Here is a 22,221-nt window from a genome sequence, read left to right as displayed (position 1 = left end):
CGTCGGCCGTCCTTCCGGACTCGCGGATCACCGCGACTCGCGGAAACCGCGGACACATCGAGGAGCCCTCGCCACCATGGTCAATCGCCAGCAGCCCAGTTCCATGCCGGTCCAGAAGTACCGCGGCTACGAGCAGGTCGACATCACCGACCGCACCTGGCCGGGCCAGCGGATCACCACCGCCCCCCGCTGGCTCTCCACCGATCTGCGCGACGGCAACCAGGCCCTGATCGACCCCATGTCGCCCGCCCGCAAGCGCGCGATGTTCGATCTGCTGGTCAAGATGGGCTACAAGGAGATCGAGGTCGGCTTCCCGGCCTCCGGCCAGACCGACTACGAATTCGTGCGGTCCATCATCGAGGACCCGGACGCCATCCCCGACGACGTCACCATCTCCGTACTGACGCAGGCCCGCGAGGACCTGATCGAGCGGACCGTGGAGTCGCTGAAGGGCGCCAGGCGGGCCACCGTCCACCTGTACAACGCGACCGCGCCGGTCTTCCGCCGGGTCGTCTTCCGCGGCTCCAAGGACGACATCAAGCAGATCGCCGTGGACGGCACCCGGCTGGTCATGGAGTACGCGGAGAAGCTGCTGGGCCCGGAGACGGTCTTCGGCTACCAGTACAGCCCGGAGATCTTCACCGACACCGAGCTGGACTTCGCGCTGGAGGTCTGCGAGGCGGTGATGGACGTCTACCAGCCCGGCCCGGACCGCGAGATCATCCTCAACCTGCCGGCCACCGTGGAGCGTTCCACCCCGGCCACGCACGCCGACCGCTTCGAGTGGATGCACCGCCACCTGTCCCGCCGCGAGCACGTGGTGCTCTCCGTCCACCCGCACAACGACCGGGGTACGGCGGTGGCGGCGGCCGAGCTGGCCGTGATGGCCGGTGCCGACCGCGTCGAGGGCTGCCTGTTCGGCCAGGGCGAGCGCACCGGCAACGTCGACCTGGTCACCCTGGGGATGAACCTGTTCTCCCAGGGCGTCGACCCGCAGATCGACTTCTCCGACATCGACGAGATCCGTCGTACCTGGGAGTACTGCAACCAGATGGAGGTCCACCCGCGCCACCCGTACGCGGGCGACCTGGTCTACACGTCCTTCTCCGGCTCCCACCAGGACGCCATCAAGAAGGGCTTCGACGCGATGGAGGCCGACGCGGCGGCGCGCGGGGTCACCGTGGACGACCTGGAGTGGGCCGTCCCGTACCTGCCCATCGACCCCAAGGACGTCGGCCGGTCCTACGAGGCGGTCATCCGGGTCAACTCGCAGTCCGGCAAGGGCGGGATCGCCTACGTGCTGAAGAACGACCACAAGCTGGACCTGCCGCGCCGGATGCAGATCGAGTTCTCGAAGACCATCCAGGCCAAGACGGACGCCGAGGGCGGCGAGATCACCCCGTCGGCGATCTGGGAGGTCTTCCAGGACGAGTACCTGCCCAACCCGGACAACGCCTGGGGCCGCATCCAGGTCCGCACCGGCCAGACCACCACCGACCGGGACGGGGTGGACACCCTCACCGTCGAGGCCGTCGTCGACGGCGCCGACACCGTGCTGACCGGCTCCGGAAACGGTCCGATCTCGGCCTTCTTCGACGCCCTCCAGGCGGTCGGCATCGACGTACGGCTGCTGGACTACCAGGAGCACACGATGAGCGAGGGCGCCTCCGCGCAGGCCGCCTCCTACATCGAGTGCGCCATCGGCGACAAGGTTCTGTGGGGGATCGGAATCGACGCGAACACGACGCGTGCCTCGCTGAAGGCGGTCGTCTCCGCCGTCAACCGCGCGGCTCGCTGACCAGCCGGACCGGTGAACCGCCGCCCCGTTCGCCCCGCTATGGGGGCGGGCGGGGCGGCGTCATATACCGGCCACATGCCTGTGCAGGTCACGGAAAGGTCTCGTACGGGGTACTGACTCCACGGCGGCGATGTGGCTAACATCACGCCAGCACGGCGATGTTGCCGTGCGGTTACGGAGGTGCGACGTGCTGCCTGGACGGGGACGGAACGGCCGAGCTGCCCGGCCGCCGCGCATCCTGGGGACCCGCACCGCGTGGACGGCCGTCGGCGACGGCGAGTTCTTCTGCCCCGGCTGCGGCGGGGACCGCAACTACCGGCGCCTCACCGGCCGCCGCCGCCTCGCGCTGCTGGGCCTGCCGGTGCTGCCCCGCGGCGACACCGGCCCGGTCGTCGAGTGCGCGGCCTGCCGGCGCCACTTCGGCACCGACGTCCTGGACCACCCCACCACCACCCGCTTCTCCGCGATGCTCCGCGACGCCGTGCACACCGTCGCCCTCGCGGTGCTGGCGGCCGGCGGCACCGGCTCCCGGACGGCGCTGACGGCGGCGGCCGAGGCGGTGCGCGCGGCGGGCTACGAGGACTGCACCGAGGAGCGGCTGGAGGCGCTGGTGACGGCGCTCGCGGCGGACACCGGGCGGATCCAGGGCGAGCCCTGCGGGCCCGGCCTCGCCATAGAGCTGCACGAGGCGCTGGACCCGCTGGCCCCGCACCTCGCCGCGGCCGGCCGGGAGTCGATCCTGCTCCAGGGCGCCCGGATCGCCCTCGCCGACGGCCCCTACCGCCCCGCCGAGCGGGACGCCCTGGCCACGGTGGGCGCGGCCCTGACCATCTGCTCGGGCGACGTGACCCGGCTGCTGGCGGCGGCGGCCCGGACGCCTTCCTGACCCCGCCGCACCGGGGCCGGCCTCACTCCTGCGGGACCAGGTCCAGCCGCAGCACCCGCCGGTGCATGCCGGGCCCGAAGTAGTCCGGCCGCATGCCCTTGTCGGGCGGCTCGGGACGGAACCCCAGCGAGCGGTAGAGGAGGATCGCGGCCCGGTTGCCGGGCTCCACGGTGAGCCGGACCCGTTCCACCCCGGCGCCGCGCAGCCGCACCAGGACCTCCCGCATCAGCTCCCGCCCCAGCCCGTGCCGCCGGCGGTCCTGGGTCACGCACAGGCCCAGGATCCAGCTGTCCCGGTCCAGCGCGGTCGTGCCGGCCAGCACATAGCCGCGCAGCAGGCCCCGGCCGTCGTCCAGGACCAGGAAGTGCTCGGCGTACATGTCGTACAGCTGGCGCAGCAGGAAACCGGGGTAGGCGACCTCTTGGAAGACCTCCTTGTCCAGGCGCCGCAATTCGGGCAGGTCGGTCTCCCGCGCCGTGCGCAGCAGCAGGGTCCCCGGCTCCGGCGCGGACCGTGGGTCCGGGATGCGGACGGGTGCCCTGAGCTGCTCGTGGCGATTGAGGAAACGTTCCAGCGGTTCGGCGGTCATGCCACCCCCCGATCGGTGAATCTCGGACGGAAGTCAACTTCAGGGCTGCGCCATTCACCCCTCGGGAAAACCAGCTTTGTGTGGCGTGCGGTGACGGCTTCTGGCTAGAGTGTGCTGCCAACTCCCGCCGTGCAAGGGCGAGTTCGAGTGTGCGACGGTGCGCCGGACGTGCGCCCGGCAGAAGGGGACTGGCGTATTCCGTGCTGGCCGTGTCGTTATGGGTGGCCTACCGTGCGGAATAACGAGTGCCGTTTTCGTCCGCCGATGTCCACGGGAGATCAGGTACGCGGCACGCGGTTTTGTCGGAAGACGAATGGAAAGCGGCAGGGTGACTATGGATCGCAACGCCGACGCGCCTTGGTCGAAGTTCGATCCGGAGGCATATGTCGACGTCAATTATCGAACCCCGCTCGATGTCGATCTGCTGATCCTGCGGGCGATGCGAGACCATTTCAGCCGCTGTTTCAGGGGGGCCGTCCCGCAATCGGTTCAGGGCGTCGATGTCGGCGCGGGTGCGAACATGTATCCGGCGCTGGCCATGCTTCCGTGGTGCGAGAAGATCGTACTGCTCGAATACGCGCAGCCGAACGTGGAATATCTGGAACGGCAGACCGCCGAAGGCGGCCTGGATTCGACCTGGGACGCCTTCTGGAAGGTGCTGCGGGAAAACCCGGCCTACCACGACGTCGACCCGGCCGGCCGGGTCGCCGACATCGTCCGTGTCGAGCGCCGCAACCTCTTCGACCTGGACGGACAGCAGCGCTACGACCTGGGGACGATGTTCTTCGTCGCCGACTCGATGTCCGAGTGCCCCGAGGAGTTCCGGCGCGGCGTGCGCTGTTTCCTGAACACCCTGTCGCCGGGCGCCCCGTTCGCCGCCGCGTTCATGAAGGAATCGGTCGGATACCAGGTCGGGGACCAGCACTTCCCGGCCTACCGGGTGAACGAGGAGCGGGCCCGGGACAGCCTGGCGGAGTTCACCGACGAACTGGAGATCCACGATCTCCACCAGGTGGTGCGAAAGGGACACGAGGGAATGCTGCTCGTGCTCGGCCGACGCAATTCCGTGGTTGCCGTTCCCTAGAACCCGGGGAACGGGGACCATGTCTGCACAGGACCAGGCAATGAGATCTGTACGAGGGGTGCGGGGATGCAGATCAAGCCACGCCAGCATCTGCTGGACGTCTGGCGGGCGGTGGCCCGTTACTCGTTCGACAACGGGAAATACCTCTCGGGGGAGACCGGCGGACTGAGCAGCGTCGCGGACGCCGAGCGGCTGCTCTGCCTGCTGTACCCGGCCACCGAGGTGCCCGCCTTCCGGCTGGACCAGCCGGACACCACCGACCGGGAGGTGCTGCGCGTCCTGGAGGACGTCGGCGGCCGGCTGGAGATCCCGTCCAACCTGATCACCGCCCTGACCCAGTACATGCGCACCCACACCGGACCGGACGACAGCCCCACCTTCGCCGGCGGCTACTACTTCAAACCGGCCCGGCCGGACATCGAACTCACCCGCGAGCAGTCCCAGCTGGGCGTGGTCGACTCCTACTCCATGTCCGTCACCCTCTGCCTGGCCACCCTCGGGTTCCTCAAGGTCTACGAGTCCACCACCACCCGGCCCGAGATCCGCGCCGCCATCGGCGACCTGCGCGAGGCCACCAACACCCGGCTCACCGCCGCGATGATCAGCCTGCTGCGCTCCTTCACGGTGAACGTCTTCGACGCCGAGTCCGAGCAGGGCAAGCGGCTGATCCAGGTCATCGGGCAGAACAGACAGTCCGACCGCGTCGTGCTCCAGCAGTTCGCCCGCCGGCTGCGGCCGCTGCGCGCCACGATCATCGAGAGCCTCACCCGCGGCATCCAGGTCGACGAGTCCATCCGCGACGAGAGCCAGCTCTTCGAGTGCGGCTGGGCCTGGGGCGTGGTGCGGGACGCGCCGGAGATCACCGACCTGGAGATCCCGGTCCCCGGCCAGCCCGCCGGCATCGCCGACCGGCTGCCCTACGTGTACTTCACCGTCGTCGCCCTGGACGGCATCCAGGACCTGTTCTCCAACCGCACCCTCACCCTCGGCCTGCTCGACGAGGACCAGCAGAAACTCGCCGAGATGCTGCGGCTGCGCTGGGAGCTGAGCCAGCAGTACTGGTCGGCGGTGGCCCGCTTCGGCGCCGACCGCTGGCCGCTGGAGGACCTGCCCTGGCAGACCACCGGACTCCAGCTGGAGTCGGAGTACTTCTCGCTGACCGTCGCGGCCATCCTGGTGCACGACCTGGTCCGCCGGAACGCCACCGACGACGACCTCACCCGCACCGTCGGCATCATGGAGCGGCTCGCCGACCGCGGCCGGGTCAACAGCCGGATGACCAAGGACGACCCCACCATCCGGCTGCACCACCCCGGCGTCACCATGCCGCTCGCCGGGTCCGAGCACTCCGGCGGCGTCCTCCAGTGGCGGATGACGGACTACTCCGCCCAGCTCCTCAAGCGGATCATCCAGCTCGCCATCCTCTCCCAGAACATCAACTCCCAGGGCCGGCTGCTGCGGCTGGCCGAGCAGACCTTCGAGCACCTGTGGCACCGGCGGATCCGGGCCGACGACGGCGCCGACCTCTGGGACGACGTACGCGCCGTCTACCCGGACGCGCACGACGTGGACCGGCGGCTGTCCTGGAGCGTCACCGAGCGCGTCACCGAGTGCCTGGTCGCCGCCCGCAACCTGTACGAGCAGCAGCCCATCCCCAGCAACGAACTGGCCCAGCTCGCCCAGGAACTGCTCAGCGAGGCCACCCACCTGTTCGGCAAGGAACAGCTCCAGGCCGCCACCGGCGTCGGCGGCAACCGGGGCCGGGCGATGCGCAGCATCGAAAGCCGCCTGGACCGGGCCCGCACCCTGGTCGACAAACAGCCCGCCACCGCCTTCGCACTGGTCCTGCCGGTGCTCCAGGAACTCGACACCCTGGCCCAGGCCAGGGACGCCGGCGTGAAGGAGGGGTGATTCCGTGCTCGTCTTCGCCGCCTCCGACAAGGGAGGCACCGGCCGCTCGGTGACCAGTGCCAACCTGGCCTACCAGCGCGCGCTGAACGGGGACCACGTGGCCTACGTGGACTTCGACTTCGGCTCGCCGACCGCCGCCGCGGTCTTCGACGTGCCCAGCGCCGTGCGCGGCACCGCCGACCGCGGCCTGCACTCCTACCTGGAGGGCCTCACCCCGGACCCCGCCATGATCGACGTGTGGCGGCAGACCGAGCACCCGCAACTGCACGCCTGGCCCAACCAGTCCGGCCGCCTGGTGCTGTTCCCCGGTGACCTCGGCGGCGGCGAGTTCGCCACCGACGAGGACGCCCTGGAACGCTGCGTCGACCTGCTGCTGCGACTCAACGGCGAATTCGACGTGATCATGGTCGATCTGAGCGCCGGCCGCAGCTACGCCGTCGACATGGCGCTGGCCGCCACCGCCCACCCCCGGATGCGCAACGTGCCCTTCCGCTGGCTGGTCTTCCACCGCTGGACCCGGCAGCACGTGATCGCCGCCTCCGGACTGGTCCACCGCGAGCACGGCATCATCAGGGGCGGCGTCGAGCGCGGCCACGACGAACAGGCGCTGCGGGCCGCCGTCCGGTTCGTCCGGGCCGCCGTCCCCGACCCGGAGTCGGCCCTCTGGTCGCAGGGCTCGCCCGCGCAGGCCGCCTGGATGCAGTCCTGCGACGAGGCACTGCGCCGGCTCGCCGCCGAGCACGCCATCGGCGACAGCGTCGTCCTCGGCGTCGTACCGCTGGAGCCCATCCTCCAGTGGCGGGAGCAGCTGATCACCGAGGAGGACGTGCTCGCCACGCAGATAGCGAACAAGGAGACACTGGAGGCGCTGGAGGAGATCGCCCGGCGGCTGACCGACGACTCGTACTGGGGGCTGCCGTGACGGAGCCCGACACCGGGCCGGTCTTCCGGGAGACCACCGCCGATCCCCGCACCCAGGCGGTCGGGCTGTCCCACCTCTCGCTGGAACTGGGCCACCTGTACCTGGAGGACTTCGAGGCCGGACCCGAGCGGCTGCGGGACCACTTCGCCCGGGTGGCGCCCTGGGCCCAGGCGGCCCGTGCCGTCGCCGCCGCGGCCACCGGCCCCAAACGCGCCCGGATCAGCACCTGCTTCCTGATCGACGACTACTTCGCCCGGTTCTCCAGCCCCGCCGAACTCGTCCCGCGCATCGTCGACGAGGCCGCCCGGGCCGGACTGACCGTCGACTACCTGGCCCGCGAGTCCGGCTGCGCCGTCACCGGCAAGGTGCCGGTCGCCGAGGCGGTGGCCGCCCGCATCGTCGAGTCCCCGCCGCCCGGCAGCTACGGAGCGCGCCCGCCCGCCACCCAGACCGGCTGGCTGGCCAACGGCGAGCGCAGCCCGGTGATGCGGGCCGCGCAGGCGATGAAACCGGCCACCGTCTGGCAGCCGCCCAAGGAGACCGCCGCCCGCCGGCACTCCGTCTTCCTCGACGTCGAACTGTGGAGCGACGGCGCCGACGGCCAGCGGCTGTGGTCCTGCCCGTTCCTCGCCGCCGTCTGGCAGCTCGCCCGCCTCGGACTGCTGCGCAACGAGGGCGAGGCCGTCTTCGTCCCCCAGCAGCGGCCCGCCGCCGGCTTCCCCGACGACTGGGACGAACTGCCCGCCCTGATCCGGCTCAACCCGCGCGCCGACCCCTTCGCCGCCTACCGCACCGCCTCCGTACTGCCCAGCCGGTTCCTGCCCGTCGAGCACGCCGTACGCGTCGTCCTCGACCAACTCGACGTCGACCACGGCGCGCTGGAGCAGGTCGCCAGGCGCTCCGCCGCCGAGCACGCCACCGTCCCCGACTCGGTCGCCGACCGTGTCTCCTATGTCTTCTACGCGGGGCCCTGACATGGCGCCGGCCGAGCCGACCGCACCGGACGCCGTACTCGCCTGCGGCGAGATCCGCACCCGCCTGCTGCCCACCCGGCAGGCGCTCGACATCCGCAGCGCCGCCCAGTTCCTCGCCCTGCGCGCCGACGAACGCGTCCTGCTGTCCGAACGGCCGGGCCTCTACGCGCGTTCCCCCGAGACCCTCACCGGCGTCGACTGCCCGCTGCCCAGCGCCAACGGCTCCCGGGTCCGCGCGGTCGGCACCGTCGCCGCCCGCGCCGCGCTCACCGAGGGCCGGGTCCTGCAGACCTCCGCCTACTTCCGGCTGCCGCCCACCGGACCCGACCGGCGCCGGCCCTGGGGCCACTACCTGGTACGGCCCGGCACGGTCGAACCGTTCGGCCGGGCGCGGCCCGAGGCCGTCGCCGAGGGCGTGCTCGGCGGCGGCCGCCACGGCGACCTGGACGTCGGCCTGATCGCCGACGGACTGCTCACCCGGTTGCTGCGCCACCCCCTCCTCGACCAGCGTCCGCCGCTGCGCTCCCGCCCCACCCGGCTGCGCTGGGCGGCCCTGCCCGCCGCGCCCGGCGAGGGCCCCGCCCTCGAACGGTTCACCCTCGCCGAGGACGAACTGCGCACCGTGCGCCTGCGGGTGCCGCCGGGCACGCCGGCCGACCGGATCGCCGGGCTCTGCGACGACCTCGCCCTGCACGACTGGCTGCTGACCACCGTCGTCCACCTGCTGGACGGCGTACGGCTCGGGACACCGGAGCCGCCCGCCCGGCCCCGGCCCGGCGCCGACGACCGGCCCGCCGTCGTCCTGGCGCTGCGCCCCGCCGTGGACCACCTGCTGCACCTGTGGATGCCCCGGGCCCGGGTGGCCGCCGAACTGGCCCCGCTGTGGCAGACGCTGGAGGACCGCCCCGGCTTCACCCGGCAGTGGCAGGCACTGGTGCAGCGCATCCGCGACCAGCTCACCCTGCACGCGATCCCCGCCCGGTACCGGGAGGTGGAACTCGCCCCCTGACGCCGCACCGCCCAACCGCCCCCAGCACATCACCGCACGTCGATCCGAGCGCATCCCGACGGGGGGAGAAGCGAGATGAGCACGGCACAGTCACCGCAACCACCGGACCCCGCACCGCCGCCCGCCACCCTGGCGGCCCGGGTGCGGAGCATCGGCCAGCGACATCCCGGCACCGGCCTGTGGCCCCGCCGGCTGGCGGCCGGCCTGGTCGTCGGCGCCCTCGCCTGGGGCGTCGCCGCACTGCTCGGCCCCGAGACCGAGGTGGCGCGGCAGTTCGCCGCCGCACTGCTGTGCGCCGCCGCCGCGGTCGCCGTCCAGCACGTCCTCGCCCTGGACCGGCGAGTACAGGACCAGGACCGGCGCACCCGCGGCGCGCTGGCCGAGACCGCCGCCGCCCTCGAGGACGGCCTGCGGCGCCACGACGACGAACTCCGCACCGGCCTGGCCCGCTGCACCGAGGACCTGCGGCACCTGGTCGACACCCGGCTGCCCGGCGCCGGCCGGGACGAGGACGCCGCCCGCGACCTGGAGGTCCGCACCGACGCCGACGGGGTGCCGGACCTGGCGCACAGCTTCGCCGACGTGCTGGCCCCCGGTCCGGCGATCCTCGGCACGTTCGTCCGCATGGAGATGAAACGGGTGGTCGGCCATCTGTCGGACCTGACCAACCTGACCGCGGAGTGCCCCGGCGAGAACCACGACTGGATGCTCACCCTCACCCGCGCCGCCCAGCACGCCATCTGCGCCATCAGCACCTCCGTGGACCGTGAGTTCTGGAACAGCGAGCCCGCCAGCCGCTACCTCCAGGCCCAGAAGGAGGTGATCGAGGAGCGGGGCGTCCCGGTGAGCCGGCTCTTCCTGCTCCAGAGCGCCCGCGAACTCGACGACAAGCTGCTGCGCCTGTGCGACGAACAGGAACTGCTGCGCATCGAGGTCCGCGTCGCCGTCCTGCCCGAACTCCCGCAGCACCTCCAGCGCGGCACCACCGACGACTTCATCGTCTACGACGAGGAGGTCACCTTCGAGATCGAGCAGGACCTGCGCGAGGTCAACGTCCGCACCCGGCTCAACGCCCGCCAGGACCACGTACAGGACCGGATGAAGCGGTTCCGGGAACTGTGGGAGGCGGGCATGAACCTCCGGGAACTGGAGGTCCGCGTCGACGACGAGGAGGACGGCACCTGGATGGTCGACCAGGGGTAGCCGACCAGGGGTAACCGACCAGGGGCGCTCAGGGGCAGTACGTGTCGCCGGCCGGCCGCTCGCCGGTCGCCAGGAAGCGGGAGACCGCGGCGTCCCCGCAGGCGTTGCCGTTGGCCAGGTAGGCGTCGTGGCCGGTGGAGTTCACGGTGACCATGACCGCGCGCCGGCCGAGGGCGGCGCGCAGCCGGTGCGCGCCGGCGAGCGGGGTGGCGACGTCCCGTTCGTTCTGTATCAGCAGGACGTTCGACGGCCCCCGGTCCGTGATCCGGACCGGTGCCCGCTTCGGCGGGTACGGCCAGGCGGCGCACGGCATCGCGCCTCGCGGCATGCCCGCGGTGAGCGGGTACTTGACCCGGCTCTCGGCGACGTCCTCCTGGTACGCGGCGGCCGTCCGGGGCCAGGCGACGTCGTTGCATATGGTCGAGGCGGCGACCGCGGTGACGTTCTGAAGCACCTCCTCGGGCGGGGCGGCCGGCGCGGGCGGCACCGTGCCCCGGCGGGCGGCGTTCATCAGCTCGGCCAGCACCGGGTACCTGGCGGGGGCGTACAGGCTGTCCAGCATCGTCTGCCGCAGCACGTTGCCGTTCAGCTCCGCCGGATTGGCGCCCGGCCACGGGATCGGCTCGCGGTCCAGGCGGGCGGCCAGCTCCAGGAACAGCGGCCGGACCTCGGCGGCCGTCCGCGCCACCCGGTACGGCCCCGGCCGGGACGCCCAGGCGGCGAAGTCCGGGAAGACGTCCTCCACCCCCTGCTCGTGCCCGGCCAGCCAGGCGCGGGCCACCCGCTCCGGGTCGGGGTCGTCGTTGCTGTCCAGGACGATCCGGTCGGTGCGGTGCGGGAACAGCTCGTGGTAGACCGCGCCGACGTACGTCCCGTACGACACCCCCCACGCGGAGATCCGGCGCTCGCCGAGCGCGGCCCGCAGCAGGTCGAGGTCCCGGACCTCGTCGACCGTGCTCAGGTGCTCGACCAGCTCCCCGCCGTTGCGGGCACAGGCGGCCGCCATGCGAGCGGCGGTGGCCAGATTGCCGTCGATCGAGCCGTCCGGGGCGGGCCAGGGGCGGGTGACGGACGGTGCCAGGTCGGCGGGGTCCAGGCCGCAGTCGGCGGCGGTGGAGGGCGCGATGCCGCGTGGCGCGAAGCCGATCAGGTCGTAGGCGTCCCGTACCTCCTGGGGCAGCTTCTGGCCCTTTCCGGAAGGGTCGTTGAGGCTGGAGCCGCCCGGTCCGCCCGGGATCAGTAACAGGGAGCCGCGCCGGGCGGCGCGTCTCTCGCTCGGGACCCGGGAGACGGCCATGTCGATCGTCCCGCCGCCGGGGTCGGCGTGGTCCAGGGGGACGCGCAGGGTGGCGCACTGCTGCCGGGGGTCGACACCCGGCCCCTCGGGACACGCGGTCCAGGCGAGCGGGGCGGTGGTGGCGGCCGGGGCCGCGGCGGCGGGCACGGCCGTCATGGCCGTCACCGGCACGGTCAGGCCGAGCAGGACGGCACCGGCGCCCACGAGGGCGGCGGCGCGGCGGCCCCGCGGGGCGGCCGCGGTCCGCGACCCATGCGTAGGGCCCGTCGCGTGCGCTGTGCGCGCAGGGCCCGTCGTATGCGCGGTGTGCGCAGTACCCGTCGTAGGTGCGGTGTGCGTTGTGCGTGTGGTCTGTGGCATACGAGCAGCGTCGCCGAGACGGGCCGCCGGACCCATCCGGGAAGCACCCGATTCGCCTGGGGGTTTACCCCCGCGGCCGTCTCGGGGACGTCCCCGAGACCCGCCCCTCGCACCCGATCGGGTCCTTCACTCGAACACCGTCCGCCCTGCGCGTCACATGCTCGAACGGCAGGTTCCCCCCGTACCCGACGACGATCCCGAACTCCCCTGCCTCCCACCGCACTTGCGGGACGCGGGCGGCTCCTGGGACGGGTGCGGAAACGTCACCTTGGGGAGGCGGGGCGCGAAACCGAAAAACAGAGGAGACGGGGGACTCGGTCGGACAACGGTGATCGGCCCGCAGCGAACGGGGCCGAGGAGCGGAGGACGCGGTGCTGGAACCCGTCGGTGCGTACGTCGTGGACACCCGGAACGGAAGGGTGGGGATCGTCATGGGGCACGAGGGACCGTACGTCCAGCTGCGGCCGTGCGGCGGCGGACGGGAGTGGGACGCCGAGCCGGGCGCGGTGCGCCGGGCCACGCCCGCCGAGCGGATCGGCGCGGGCACGGCGTACGCCAACGCCCGCAGCCGCGGCGAGGTGCCTTGAAACGTGGGCGACAATGGGTGCCATGAGTCTGTTCCGCGACGACGGCATCGTGCTGCGCACCCAGAAGCTGGGTGAGGCGGACCGGATCATCACGCTGCTCACCCGCGGTCACGGCCGGGTACGCGCCGTGGCGCGCGGCGTGCGGCGCACCAAGTCCAAGTTCGGCGCCCGGCTGGAGCCGTTCTCCCACGTCGACGTGCAGTTCTTCGCCAAGGGCAGCGAGCTGGTCGGCCGCGGGCTGCCGCTGTGCACGCAGAGCGAGACCATCGCGCCCTACGGCGGCGGCATCGTCACCGACTACGGCCGGTACACCGCCGGGACGGCCATGCTGGAGACGGCGGAGCGGTTCACCGACCACGAGGGCGAACCGGCCGTGCAGCAGTACCTGCTCCTGGTCGGGGCGCTGCGCACGCTGGCCCGGGGCGAGCACGCCCCCGGTCTGGTCCTGGACGCGTTCCTGCTGCGCTCCCTCGCCGTCAACGGGTACGCGCCGACCTTCGGCAACTGCGCGAAGTGCGGCATGCCGGGTCCGAACCGGTTCTTCTCGGTCGGGTCGGGCGGCTCGGTCTGCGTCGACTGCCGGGTGCCCGGCTCCGTCGTACCCTCGCCGCAGGCCCTGGAACTGCTCGGCGCGCTGCTTGCGGGAGACTGGGCCACGGCGGACGCGGCCGAGCCGCGGCACGTCCGGGAGGGCAGCGGACTGGTCTCCGCCTACCTGCACTGGCATCTGGAGCGGGGACTGCGCTCCCTGCGGTACGTCGAGAAGTAGCGAGACCCGGGACAAGAAGTAGGAGATGTAGCGATATGGCCGTACGCGGGATTCTGGGGCGTCAGCGCCGGGAGTACCGGACACCCGAGCCGCACCCGTCCGGCGCCCGGCCGCCGAAGCTCCCCGGGGAACTGGTCCCGGAGCACGTGGCCATCGTCATGGACGGCAACGGCCGCTGGGCCAAGCAGCGCGGGCTGCCCCGCACCGAGGGCCACAAGGTCGGCGCCGAGCAGGTCATGGACGTGCTCCAGGGGGCCATCGAGATGGGCGTGGGGAGCATCTCCCTGTACGCCTTCTCCACCGAGAACTGGAAGCGCTCGCCCGACGAGGTGCGCTTCTTGATGAACTTCAACCGGGACTTCATCCGCAAGTCCCGCGACACCCTGGACGGACTCGGCGTCCGGGTGCGCTGGGTGGGCCGGATGCCCAAGCTGTGGAAGTCGGTCGCCAAGGAGCTCCAGATCGCCCAGGAGCAGACCAAGGGCAACGACCGGCTCACGCTGTACTTCTGCATGAACTACGGCGGCCGGGCCGAGCTCGCGGACGCCGCGAAGGCGATCGCCGAGGAGGTGGCGGCCGGGCGGCTGGACCCGTCCAAGGTCAACGAGAAGACGATCGCGAAGTACCTCTACTACCCGGACATGCCGGACGTCGACCTGTTTCTGCGGCCCAGTGGGGAGCAGCGCACGTCCAACTACCTGCTGTGGCAGAGCGCGTACGCCGAGATGGTCTTCCAGGACGTGCTGTGGCCGGACTTCGACCGGCGCGACCTGTGGCGGGCGTGCCTGGAGTTCGCCTCCCGGGACCGGCGGTTCGGCGGGGCGATCCCCAACGAGGTGCCGCGGGCTGAGGGGTAGTCGGTCGGGTGCGGGTGTGTGGGGGCTGGTCGCGCAGTTCCCCGCGCCCCTGAAGCTTGCGGCTGCGCCGCGCGCTTCAGGGGCGCGGGGACCCCGCTCAACCCGCGGCGCACTCCGCGCAGGTGCCGAAGATCTCCACCGTGTGGGCCACGTTGACGTAGCCGTGCTCCGCGGCGATCGCCTCCGCCCACTTCTCCACGGCGGGGCCCTCCACCTCGACGGCCTTGCCGCAGGAGCGGCAGACCAGGTGGTGATGGTGGTCGCCGCTGGAGCAGCGGCGGTAGACGGACTCGCCGTCGGCGGTGCGCAGCACGTCGACCTCGCCGGCGTCGGCGAGGGACTGGAGGGTGCGGTAGACCGTGGTCAGCCCGACCGAGTCGCCCTTGTGCTTGAGCATGTCGTGGAGTTCCTGCGCGCTGCGGAACTCCTCGACCTCCTGGAGAGCCGCCGACACTGCGGCGCGCTGCCGTGTGGCGCGGCCCTTCACGGGTGGTCCAGCGGTGGTCACCGGGTTGCCTCCTCACGTCTGCGCTGCCGGGGCCATTGTGCCAGCCCCGGCAGCCGTGGGCCGGACGCCGGTCAGACGCCGGCCTCGTCGCCGGCCGCCCGCCCCGCCGGGACGCGGCACTCGGCCGGGTCGGCGGCGCCCCGCGCGGCGGCGGCCGCCCGCGCGCGTCGCCTGGCCAGCGGGGTGGCGAGCGTGCTCAGCACGATGAACGCGGCGATGGTCAGCAGCACGATCGTCGCGCCGGGCGGCACGTCCTGGTAGTACGAGGTGACCGTGCCGCCCAGGGTGACCGCGACGCCGATCGCGACGGCGATGGCGAAGGTGGCGGCGAAGCTGCGGCTGAGCGCCTGCGCGGCGGCCACCGGCACCACCATCAGCGCGGACACCAGCAGCAGGCCGACCACCCGCATGGCGACGGTCACGGTGATCGCGGAGGTGACGGCGGTCAGCAGGTTCAGCGCGCGCACCGGCAGCCCGGTGACCCGGGCGAACTCCTCGTCCTGGCTGACCGCGAAGAGCTGGCGGCGCAGCCCCAGGGTGACCAGCACCACGAAGGCGGCCAGACAGCAGATCGCGGTGACGTCCGACTCGCTCACCGTCGACAGGGAGCCGAAGAGGTACGAGGTCAGGTTGGCGTTGGAGCCGCCCGGCGCCAGGTTGATGAACATCACGCCGCCGGCCATGCCGCCGTAGAACAGCATGGCGAGGGCGATGTCGCCGCGGGTGCGGCCGTACCAGCGGATCAGTTCCATCAGTACCGCGCCCAGCACGGAGACCAGGGTGGCCATCCACACCGGGGACCAGGAGAGCAGGAAGCCGAGGCCGACGCCGGTCATCGCGACGTGGCCGATGCCGTCGCCCATCAGGGCCTGGCGGCGCTGGACCAGGTAGATGCCGATCGCGGGGGCGGTGATGCCGACCAGGACGGCGGCCAGCAGGGCCCGCTGCATGAAGGCGTAGTTCAGGATGTCCATCGGCTATCAGCTCAGCAGTCCGGTGCGGATCGGTTCGGCGCCCGCGGCGTCGTGCGGGTGTACGTGGTCGTGGCCGGGCAGGGCGTGCTGGCCGACCGCCTCGGGGGGCGGGCCGTCGTGCAGCACGCAGCCGTCGCGGAGCACGATCGCCCGGTCGATGAGGGGTTCCAGGGGGCCGAGTTCGTGCAGCACCAGCAGCACGGTCGTACCGGCCGCCACCTGCCGCTCCAGGGTCTCGGCGAGCACCCGCTGGCTGGCCAGGTCGACGCCGGCCATCGGCTCGTCCATGATCAGCAGCTCGGGTTCGGCGGCCAGCGCGCGGGCGATCAGCACGCGCTGGTGCTGGCCGCCGGAGAGGGCGTCGACCGAGTCCTTGGCGCGCTCGGCCATGCCGACCAGGTCCAGGGCGCGGCGCACCGCCGCGTGGTCGGCCTTGCGCAGCACCCCGAAGCGGGTCCGGGACAGCCGTCCGGAGGAGACCACCTCGGTCACTGTCGCGGGCACGCCGCCCGCGGCCGTGGTGCGCTGCGGCACGTAGCCGACCCTGGCCCAGTCGCGGAACCGGCGCCGCGGGGTGCCGAACAGCTCGACCTCGCCGGCCGCCACCGGCACCTGGCCGATGACGGCGCGCACGGCCGTCGACTTGCCGGAGCCGTTCGCGCCGAGCAGCGCGACGACCTCACCGCGGCGCACGGTGAGGTCGATGCCGCGCAGGACGAGGCGCGAGCCCAGTTCGGCGCGGACTCCGCGCAGGGATATGACGGGCTCGTCGCTCACGAGGGCCTCCGTACGGTCAAAAGCTGTCACTTGGCGCCGAGGGCGGTCTTCAGCGCTTCGAGGTTGGACTGCATGACCTCGATGTAGTCCTCGCCCTCGGACTTCTTCGTGATGCCTTCGAGCGGGTCGAGGACATCGGTCTTCAGGTTCGCGTCCTTGGCGAGGGTCTTCGCGGTCTTGTCCGACACCAGTGTCTCGTAGAACACGGTGGTCACGCCGTCGGCCTTGGCCTCCTCCTGGAGCTCCTTGATCCGGGCCGGGCTGGGCTCGCTCTCCGGGTCGAGCCCGGCGATGGCCTCCTGGGTCAGGCCGTAGCGCTCGGCGAGGTAGCCGAAGGCGGCGTGGTTGGTGAAGAAGACCTTGGTGTCGGTGGTCTTCAGACCGTTCTCGTACGCCGTGTTCAGACCGTCGAGCTTCGTCGTCAGCGTCGCGACGTTCTTCTTGTAGTCGGTGGCGTGGTCCGGGTCGGCCTTCTCGAAGGCGGTGGCGACGCCCTTGGCGACCTCGGCGTACTTCACCGGGTCCAGCCAGACGTGCGGGTCGAGGGTGGACTCCTCTTCCTCCTCGGAGCCGGACTCCTCGTCCCCGTGCTCGTGCTCGACGTCGCCGTGGTCCTCCAGCTTGGTCAGCGAGGCCGCGTCGATCTTGGTCTTGACGCCGGACTGGGCGACCGCCTCGTCCACGGCGGGCTGCAGCGACTTCAGGTAGAGCACCGCGTCCGCCTCGCCCAGCTCGGCGGTCTGCTTGGTGCTCAGCTCCAGGTCGTGCGGCTCCTGGCCGGGCTCGGTGAGGGTGGTGACGTTCACATGGTCCCCGCCGATCTGCTCGGCGAGGTACTGCATCGGATAGAACGACGCGACGACGTCGAACTTGTCGCTGCCCCCGCCGCCGCTCGCCTCCGCGCTGTCGCTGGAGCAGGCGGAGAGGGTGCCGAGGCCGAGCGCGGTGACCGCGGCGACCGCTATGCCGGATATGGGACGTCGTCGTACGTTCATGACACTCATTTTCAACAAATCTGGAAACGGTTGTCAACAAGGACCCGATTTGGTTACGGGCCGGGCGGCGCCGGTAACCTGAAGCATTCGCTGGAAGCATCTCGCTTCGTCGCCCGTCGTCGTAATGAAGAGAGCACCGTGGCCGCCGACAAGATCGACACCATCGTCAGCCTGAGCAAGCGCCGTGGCTTCGTTTTCCCCTGTAGTGAGATCTACGGCGGCCAGCGTGCCGCCTGGGACTACGGTCCGCTGGGTGTCGAGCTCAAGGAGAACCTCAAGCGCCAGTGGTGGCGCTACATGGTGACCTCGCGCGAGGACGTCGTCGGTATCGACTCGTCCGTGATCCTCGCCCCCGAGGTCTGGGTCGCCTCCGGTCACGTCGCCACCTTCACGGACCCGCTGACCGAGTGCACCGCCTGCCACAAGCGGTTCCGCGCGGACCACCTGGAAGAGGCGTACGAGGAGAAGAAGGGCCGCGCCCCGGAGAACGGCCTGACCGACATCAACTGCCCCAACTGCGGCAACAAGGGCCAGTTCACCGAGCCCAAGCAGTTCTCCGGCCTGCTCTCCACCCACCTCGGCCCGACCCAGGACAGCGGCTCCGTCGCCTACCTGCGGCCCGAGACCGCGCAGGGCATCTTCACCAACTTCGGCCAGGTGCAGACCACTTCGCGGCGCAAGCCGCCGTTCGGCATCGCCCAGATGGGCAAGTCCTTCCGCAACGAGATCACGCCCGGCAACTTCATCTTCCGCACCCGCGAGTTCGAGCAGATGGAGATGGAGTTCTTCGTCAAGCCGGGCGAGGACGAGAAGTGGCAGGAGTACTGGATGGAGCAGCGCTGGAACTGGTACACCGGCCTCGGCCTGCGCGAGGAGAACATGCGGTGGTACGACCACCCGGCGGAGAAGCTCTCGCACTACTCCAAGCGCACCGCGGACATCGAGTACCGCTTCCAGTTCGGCGGCAGCGAGTGGGGTGAGCTGGAGGGCGTCGCCAACCGCACCGACTACGACCTCGGCGCCCACTCCAAGGCTTCCGGCCAGGACCTCTCCTACTTCGACCAGGAGGCCGGCGAGCGCTGGACGCCGTACGTCATCGAGCCGGCCGCCGGTGTCGGCCGCGCGATGCTGGCGTTCCTGCTCGACGCCTACATCGAGGACGAGGCGCCCAACGCCAAGGGCAAGATGGAGAAGCGGACCGTGCTGCGGCTCGACCCGCGCCTCGCCCCGGTGAAGGTCGCCGTGCTGCCGCTGTCCCGCAACCCGGAGCTGTCCCCGAAGGCCAAGGGCCTCGCCCAGGCGCTGCGGCAGAACTGGAACATCGACTTCGACGACGCCGGCGCGATCGGCCGCCGCTACCGCCGCCAGGACGAGATCGGCACGCCGTACTGCGTGACGGTCGACTTCGACACCCTCGAGGACAACGCGGTGACGGTGCGCGAGCGGGACTCGATGAAGCAGGAGCGGGTGTCGCTGGACCAGATCGAGGGGTACCTCGCCGGGCGGCTGGTGGGCTGCTGAGGTCCTTCCTTCCGTTTTCGACGGCCCCTGTGCCGGACCTTCGGGTCCGGGGCGGGGGTCGTCGGCGTTCCGGGAGCCGACCGCCGAATGAATGACAGTTGACAGCTGACAGATATTGAAATCTGTCAGCTGTCATGTCATCGTGGAGGCATGACGATGCCAACGCGCTCCCTCGGAACCACCGGACCCCAGGTCTCCGCCCTCGGCCTCGGCTGCATGGGCATGTCCGCGCTCTACGGAGAGGCGGACCGGACCGAGTCCATCGCCACCATCCATGCTGCCCTCGACGCCGGGGTCACGCTGCTCGACACCGGCGACTTCTACGCCATGGGCCACAACGAGATGCTGATCGGCGAGGCCCTGCGCGCCGCCCCCGCCGCCGCCCGGGAGCGGGCGCTGGTCAGCGTGAAGTTCGGCGCGCTGCGCGACCCGGACGGCGGCTGGTCCGGCTACGACGGGCGGCCCGCCGCCGTGAAGAACTTCGCCGCCTACTCGCTCCAGCGGCTCGGCGTCGACCACATCGACGTCTACCGCATCGCCCGCCTCGACCCCGACGTGCCGATCGAGGAGACGGTCGGCGCCATCGCGGAACTGGTGCAGAAGGGGTACGTACGCCACATCGGGCTCAGCGAGGTCGGGGCCGGCACCATCCGGCGGGCCGCCGCCACCGCGCCGATCAGCGACCTTCAGATCGAGTACTCGCTCATCTCGCGCGGCATCGAGGACGAGATCCTGCCGGCCGTCAGGGAACTGGGCATCGGTGTCACGGCGTACGGCGTGCTCTCGCGCGGGCTGATATCCGGGCACTTCACCGCGGACCGGCAGCTCGCCGCCACCGACTTCCGCGCCCACTCGCCGCGCTTCCAGGGCGACAACCTCCGGCACAACCTGGACCTCGTCGAGGCGCTGCGGAAGATCGCCGCGGGCAGGGGCGTGAGCGTCGCCCAGGTCGCCATCGCCTGGGTGCTCTCCCGGGGCGCGGACATCGTGCCGCTGATCGGTGCCCGGACCCGTGAGCGGCTCGGCGAGGCGCTGGGCGCGGTGGACGTCACGCTGGACGCCGCCGACCTGGCCGCCGTCGAGGAGGCCGTGCCCGCCGGCGCCGCCGCCGGGGCGCGCTACCCGGCGGCCCAGATGGCCCACGTCGAACGCTGATCGGCGCCCGGTACGGTCTAGGCCATGGCACCGACCTCCGAGACCCTGACCGCCGAGCGCATCCTCGAAGCCACCGAGGAGGTGCTGCGCCGGCACGGCCCGGCCAAGGCCACCGTGGTGGACGTGGCCCGCGCGCTCGGCGTCAGCCACGGCAGCGTCTACCGGCACTTCCGGACCAAGGCGGCGCTGCGCGAGGCGGTCACCAAGCGGTGGCTGGACCGTACCTCCGAGGCACTGGCCGGGATCGCCGACGCCGACGCCGACCCGGAGACCCGGCTGCGGGACTGGGCGCGGGCGCTGTTCGAGGCCAAGCGCCGCAAGGCGGGCGACGATCCCGAACTGTTCGCCACGTACTCGGTGCTGGTCGGGGAGAACGGCACGGTGGTCGGGGACCACCTCGACGACCTGACCACCCAGCTGACCCGGATCGTGCGGGACGGGACGGAGGCGGGAGTCTTCACCGCCGGTGACCCGGAGACGGCCGCCGACGCGTTCTTCCGGGCCACCGTCCACTTCCACGACCCCTGCCACGCGGGGGAGTGGAGGCGGCCGGGGATCGAGGACGAGTTCGAGGCGGTGGTGGGGTTGTTGGTGCGGGGGCTGCGGATCTAGGGCGGATGGCTGTCCGAGGTGCGGGAACCCGGCGCGTACCGGAAGGTGATGTTGCCAAGGGCGAGCACGCGCGTGGAGGACGGTCATGGCTGAGCAGAAGTCGGCGGCACAGGGTCTCCCGGGGCCACTCGGCGCCGCCGTCACGGCGCTGGCACGGGTGCCGGGTGCCGGGACGGTCGGCAAGGTGGCCGGCGGGGTGCTGGACCGGATCGGCGCGGTGTCGCCACGCGGGCGGCGGCTGGCCGTCTACACCGGCGCGGGGGTGGCGGGGATCGCCGGGCTCGTGGAGTGGCCGGTGGCGGCCGCGGGAGCGGCGGTGGCTTGGCTGACACAGCCTCGGGAGCGGGATCGGGAACGGGCTCCGGACAGGGCTCAGGATCGGGGTCGGGGGGCGGTGGGCTCGGATGCGGGCTCGGATACGGCTGTGGGGGTCGGGGGCGGTGCGTCGGGGGCGGTGACGGCGGCTCGGGGCGGGGCGCGGTCGGGGGCCGCAGGTGAAGAGGGAACGGCGGCTGGTGCCCGTAAGGCGGCGGCCGGTGTACGGAAGACGGCGGCGCGATCGGCCACGACGGCGGCGGGGGCCGGGAAGACGGGGGCGGGGGCTCGTAAGACGGCGGGAGTCGGCAAGGCGGGGGCCGGGGCCCGTAAAACGGCGGGGACGGCCGGGAAGACGGCGCCGGGGACGGCCGGGGCGAGGACGCAGAGGGGCACCGGGACCGCCGGGACCGCCGGGACCGCCGGGACTGCTGGGTCGGGTAAGCCGGCCGCCGGGGCTCGGAAGACGGCTGCCGCCGGGACGGCCAAGTCGGCGGTCGCCGCGCGGAAGTCGGCCGCTGGGACGGCCAAGTCGGCGGTCGCCGCGCGGAAGTCGGCCGCCGGGACGGCCAAGTCGGCCGTCGCGGGTCGGAAGACGACCGCTGCGGCAGCCAAGAGGACCGCCGGGGCTGGCAAGACGACGTCCGGGGCTCGGAAGACGGTCCGGAAGACGGCCTCCGCCCCGGCGAAGACGCCTGCTGTCCCGGCCAAGACGACCTCCGCCCCGACGAGCGCGGCCTCCGCCCCGGTCAAGAAGGCGACCGCCGGTACCAAGCGGACCACTCCCGTCCGACCTGCCCCCACCCGAACCACCCCCACCGAAAGCGGAATGACCACAGGCACCCGGGCGAAGAACACCGCTGTGGCGAAGGGGGCCGGGGCTGTGGCGCGGAGTGGGGCCGCGGTGAAGAGCGGGTCGGCGGCCAAGCGGGCCGGCGCCGGGAAACCGGGCCGGAAGGCGACGGGGACGGGCCGGAAGGCGGGCTGAGGGCCGTGGTGATGGGGGCTGGACTTCTGACCCGTACCTCCGGGGCCGCGGCCGGGCTCGTGCTGGCCGGGCCCCGGCTGCTCGCGCGCGGGGCCGCGCCCGCGGCGGGCCTCGCGGCCGGCGCCGTGGC

At 72.0% G+C, this 22,221-nt stretch carries 20 protein-coding genes; 14 read left to right on the top strand and 6 right to left on the bottom strand.

The genetic code is table 11. The features are described from left to right. Positions 1-76: 76 nt before the first annotated feature. Both leuA and ACTT8P_RS07175 read left to right on the top strand, forming a co-directional pair. Positions 77-1,798: a 2-isopropylmalate synthase gene (gene leuA / locus ACTT8P_RS07180; protein WP_442830686.1), complete on the top strand. Its 1,722-nt coding sequence runs from the start codon at positions 77-79 to the stop codon at positions 1,796-1,798. Between the two features lie 187 nt (positions 1,799-1,985). After that, positions 1,986-2,684: a TerB family tellurite resistance protein gene (locus ACTT8P_RS07175; protein WP_442830685.1), complete on the top strand. Its 699-nt coding sequence runs from the start codon at positions 1,986-1,988 to the stop codon at positions 2,682-2,684. Positions 2,685-2,706: 22 nt separating this feature from the next. On the opposite strand, the gene ACTT8P_RS07170 is transcribed toward ACTT8P_RS07175, so the two are convergent. Beyond that, a complete protein-coding gene (locus ACTT8P_RS07170; protein WP_442830684.1) occupies positions 2,707-3,273 on the bottom strand; it encodes a GNAT family N-acetyltransferase in 567 nt (188 codons plus the stop codon). Positions 3,274-3,607: 334 nt separating this feature from the next. Between ACTT8P_RS07170 and ACTT8P_RS07165 the strand changes: the two genes are divergently transcribed. From ACTT8P_RS07165 to ACTT8P_RS07140, 6 genes are all read left to right on the top strand, one after another. Then, the gene (locus tag ACTT8P_RS07165) at positions 3,608-4,357 is read left to right on the top strand and encodes an SCO2525 family SAM-dependent methyltransferase (RefSeq protein ID WP_442830683.1); all 750 of its coding nucleotides are present in this window, start codon (positions 3,608-3,610) and stop codon (positions 4,355-4,357) included. A gap of 66 nt (positions 4,358-4,423) precedes the next feature. Next, entirely contained in the window at positions 4,424-6,268 is a 1,845-nt protein-coding gene (locus ACTT8P_RS07160; RefSeq protein WP_442830682.1) for an SCO2524 family protein, read from the top strand. A gap of 4 nt (positions 6,269-6,272) precedes the next feature. Further along, entirely contained in the window at positions 6,273-7,190 is a 918-nt protein-coding gene (locus ACTT8P_RS07155; protein WP_442830681.1) for an SCO2523 family variant P-loop protein, read from the top strand. After that, the gene (locus ACTT8P_RS07150; protein ID WP_442830680.1) at positions 7,187-8,164 is read left to right on the top strand and encodes an SCO2522 family protein; all 978 of its coding nucleotides are present in this window, start codon (positions 7,187-7,189) and stop codon (positions 8,162-8,164) included. Before ACTT8P_RS07155 ends, ACTT8P_RS07150 begins: the two co-directional genes overlap by 4 nt. 1 nt (position 8,165) lies before the next feature. Further along, the gene (locus tag ACTT8P_RS07145; protein ID WP_442830751.1) at positions 8,166-9,173 is read left to right on the top strand and encodes an SCO2521 family protein; all 1,008 of its coding nucleotides are present in this window, start codon (positions 8,166-8,168) and stop codon (positions 9,171-9,173) included. Between the two features lie 75 nt (positions 9,174-9,248). Continuing rightward, complete coding sequence (locus tag ACTT8P_RS07140) at positions 9,249-10,376, top strand: hypothetical protein (RefSeq protein WP_442830679.1); 1,128 nt, start codon at positions 9,249-9,251, stop codon at positions 10,374-10,376. Between the two features lie 28 nt (positions 10,377-10,404). Here ACTT8P_RS07140 and ACTT8P_RS07135 read toward each other — a convergent pair whose 3' ends face one another. Beyond that, on the bottom strand, positions 10,405-11,829 hold the full coding sequence (locus ACTT8P_RS07135; RefSeq protein WP_442830750.1) for an alpha/beta hydrolase: 1,425 nt from the start codon (positions 11,827-11,829) through the stop codon (positions 10,405-10,407). Positions 11,830-12,404: 575 nt separating this feature from the next. On the opposite strand from ACTT8P_RS07135, the gene ACTT8P_RS07130 reads away from it, so the two are divergent. The 3 genes from ACTT8P_RS07130 to ACTT8P_RS07120 are packed head-to-tail and all read left to right on the top strand — an operon-like array spanning position 12,405 to position 14,246. After that, positions 12,405-12,620, top strand: coding sequence for a hypothetical protein (locus tag ACTT8P_RS07130; RefSeq protein ID WP_442830678.1), 216 nt, complete (start codon positions 12,405-12,407; stop codon positions 12,618-12,620). A 22-nt stretch (positions 12,621-12,642) separates the two neighbouring features. After that, the gene (gene recO, locus ACTT8P_RS07125; protein ID WP_361167588.1) at positions 12,643-13,389 is read left to right on the top strand and encodes a DNA repair protein RecO; all 747 of its coding nucleotides are present in this window, start codon (positions 12,643-12,645) and stop codon (positions 13,387-13,389) included. 35 nt (positions 13,390-13,424) lie between these two features. After that, a complete protein-coding gene (locus tag ACTT8P_RS07120) occupies positions 13,425-14,246 on the top strand; it encodes an isoprenyl transferase (RefSeq protein WP_361167591.1) in 822 nt (273 codons plus the stop codon). Between the two features lie 97 nt (positions 14,247-14,343). On the opposite strand, the gene ACTT8P_RS07115 is transcribed toward ACTT8P_RS07120, so the two are convergent. From ACTT8P_RS07115 to ACTT8P_RS07100, 4 genes are all read right to left on the bottom strand, one after another. Continuing rightward, entirely contained in the window at positions 14,344-14,754 is a 411-nt protein-coding gene (locus ACTT8P_RS07115; RefSeq protein ID WP_361167594.1) for a Fur family transcriptional regulator, read from the bottom strand. 71 nt (positions 14,755-14,825) lie between these two features. After that, positions 14,826-15,728: a metal ABC transporter permease gene (locus ACTT8P_RS07110; protein WP_442830677.1), complete on the bottom strand. Its 903-nt coding sequence runs from the start codon at positions 15,726-15,728 to the stop codon at positions 14,826-14,828. A gap of 6 nt (positions 15,729-15,734) precedes the next feature. Then, the gene (locus tag ACTT8P_RS07105) at positions 15,735-16,505 is read right to left on the bottom strand and encodes a metal ABC transporter ATP-binding protein (RefSeq protein ID WP_442830676.1); all 771 of its coding nucleotides are present in this window, start codon (positions 16,503-16,505) and stop codon (positions 15,735-15,737) included. 26 nt (positions 16,506-16,531) lie between these two features. Next, a complete protein-coding gene (locus ACTT8P_RS07100) occupies positions 16,532-17,500 on the bottom strand; it encodes a zinc ABC transporter substrate-binding protein (RefSeq protein WP_442830675.1) in 969 nt (322 codons plus the stop codon). A 138-nt stretch (positions 17,501-17,638) separates the two neighbouring features. On the opposite strand from ACTT8P_RS07100, the gene ACTT8P_RS07095 reads away from it, so the two are divergent. The 3 genes from ACTT8P_RS07095 (at position 17,639) to ACTT8P_RS07085 (ending at position 20,788) form a co-directional block, all read left to right on the top strand. Further along, positions 17,639-19,021, top strand: coding sequence for a glycine--tRNA ligase (locus ACTT8P_RS07095; RefSeq protein ID WP_442830674.1), 1,383 nt, complete (start codon positions 17,639-17,641; stop codon positions 19,019-19,021). Between the two features lie 150 nt (positions 19,022-19,171). After that, on the top strand, positions 19,172-20,176 hold the full coding sequence (locus ACTT8P_RS07090) for an aldo/keto reductase (protein ID WP_442830673.1): 1,005 nt from the start codon (positions 19,172-19,174) through the stop codon (positions 20,174-20,176). A gap of 24 nt (positions 20,177-20,200) precedes the next feature. Further along, positions 20,201-20,788, top strand: coding sequence for a TetR family transcriptional regulator (locus ACTT8P_RS07085; protein ID WP_442830672.1), 588 nt, complete (start codon positions 20,201-20,203; stop codon positions 20,786-20,788). Positions 20,789-22,221 lie beyond the last annotated feature (1,433 nt).

It is taken from the genome of Streptomyces sp. JW3 (genome assembly GCF_052216785.1).
Lineage (GTDB): Bacteria > Actinomycetota > Actinomycetes > Streptomycetales > Streptomycetaceae > Streptomyces.
Note: the sequence above shows the minus strand (reverse complement) of the source record. Positions and strands in the feature narration are given on the sequence as shown.

Excerpts from the sequence above, each read along its gene's own strand:
- leuA (WP_442830686.1), top strand. The coding sequence starts at position 77 with ATGGTCAATCGCCAGCAGCCCAGTTCCATGCCGGTCCAGAAGTACCGC.
- ACTT8P_RS07170 (WP_442830684.1), bottom strand. The coding sequence starts at position 3,273 with ATGACCGCCGAACCGCTGGAACGTTTCCTCAATCGCCACGAGCAGCTC.
- ACTT8P_RS07165 (WP_442830683.1), top strand. The coding sequence starts at position 3,608 with ATGGATCGCAACGCCGACGCGCCTTGGTCGAAGTTCGATCCGGAGGCA.
- ACTT8P_RS07160 (WP_442830682.1), top strand. The coding sequence starts at position 4,424 with ATGCAGATCAAGCCACGCCAGCATCTGCTGGACGTCTGGCGGGCGGTG.
- ACTT8P_RS07145 (WP_442830751.1), top strand. The coding sequence starts at position 8,166 with ATGGCGCCGGCCGAGCCGACCGCACCGGACGCCGTACTCGCCTGCGGC.
- ACTT8P_RS07140 (WP_442830679.1), top strand. The coding sequence starts at position 9,249 with ATGAGCACGGCACAGTCACCGCAACCACCGGACCCCGCACCGCCGCCC.
- ACTT8P_RS07135 (WP_442830750.1), bottom strand. The coding sequence starts at position 11,829 with ATGACGGCCGTGCCCGCCGCCGCGGCCCCGGCCGCCACCACCGCCCCG.
- recO (WP_361167588.1), top strand. The coding sequence starts at position 12,643 with ATGAGTCTGTTCCGCGACGACGGCATCGTGCTGCGCACCCAGAAGCTG.
- ACTT8P_RS07120 (WP_361167591.1), top strand. The coding sequence starts at position 13,425 with ATGGCCGTACGCGGGATTCTGGGGCGTCAGCGCCGGGAGTACCGGACA.
- ACTT8P_RS07110 (WP_442830677.1), bottom strand. The coding sequence starts at position 15,728 with ATGGACATCCTGAACTACGCCTTCATGCAGCGGGCCCTGCTGGCCGCC.
- ACTT8P_RS07100 (WP_442830675.1), bottom strand. The coding sequence starts at position 17,500 with ATGAACGTACGACGACGTCCCATATCCGGCATAGCGGTCGCCGCGGTC.
- ACTT8P_RS07090 (WP_442830673.1), top strand. The coding sequence starts at position 19,172 with ATGACGATGCCAACGCGCTCCCTCGGAACCACCGGACCCCAGGTCTCC.
- ACTT8P_RS07085 (WP_442830672.1), top strand. The coding sequence starts at position 20,201 with ATGGCACCGACCTCCGAGACCCTGACCGCCGAGCGCATCCTCGAAGCC.